1 protein-coding gene is annotated in these 330 nt (G+C 68.5%); it reads right to left on the reverse strand.

The genetic code is table 11. From position 1 onward, the window contains the following. A partial coding sequence (locus RM423_RS26315) for a glycoside hydrolase family 15 protein (protein ID WP_311425759.1) occupies positions 1 to 330 on the reverse strand: 330 nt, incomplete at both ends.

Here is a 330-nt window from a genome sequence, read left to right on the forward strand (position 1 = left end):
CCATGAGCGCGACTTGGAGGTCCCAGGCGTCGTCGTGGTCGGCGAGCCCGGCGTTGCGGGCCAGCGCGAGGTCGTCGAGGGTCTCGCCCCAGACGTCGAGTTGCAGTTGATCGGAGGCGGCGTTGCCGGTCCGTACGGGTGTGGAGTTTTCGTATCCGGTGAGCCAGGGCAGTTCGGCTTCGGGTAGCCGCCGGGTGCCGTCGAGGGCGTACATGATCTGCAGGTCGGCGGGGTCTCCGGCGACCGCTCTCAGTAGCCATTCCCGCCAGGCCTTGGCCTCGTCGAGGTAGCCGGCGGAGATCAGCGCTTGCAGGGTGTAGGTGGAGTCCC

The sequence above is a fragment of the Jatrophihabitans lederbergiae genome, from assembly GCF_031845305.1.
GTDB lineage: Bacteria > Actinomycetota > Actinomycetes > Mycobacteriales > Jatrophihabitantaceae > Jatrophihabitans_A > Jatrophihabitans_A lederbergiae.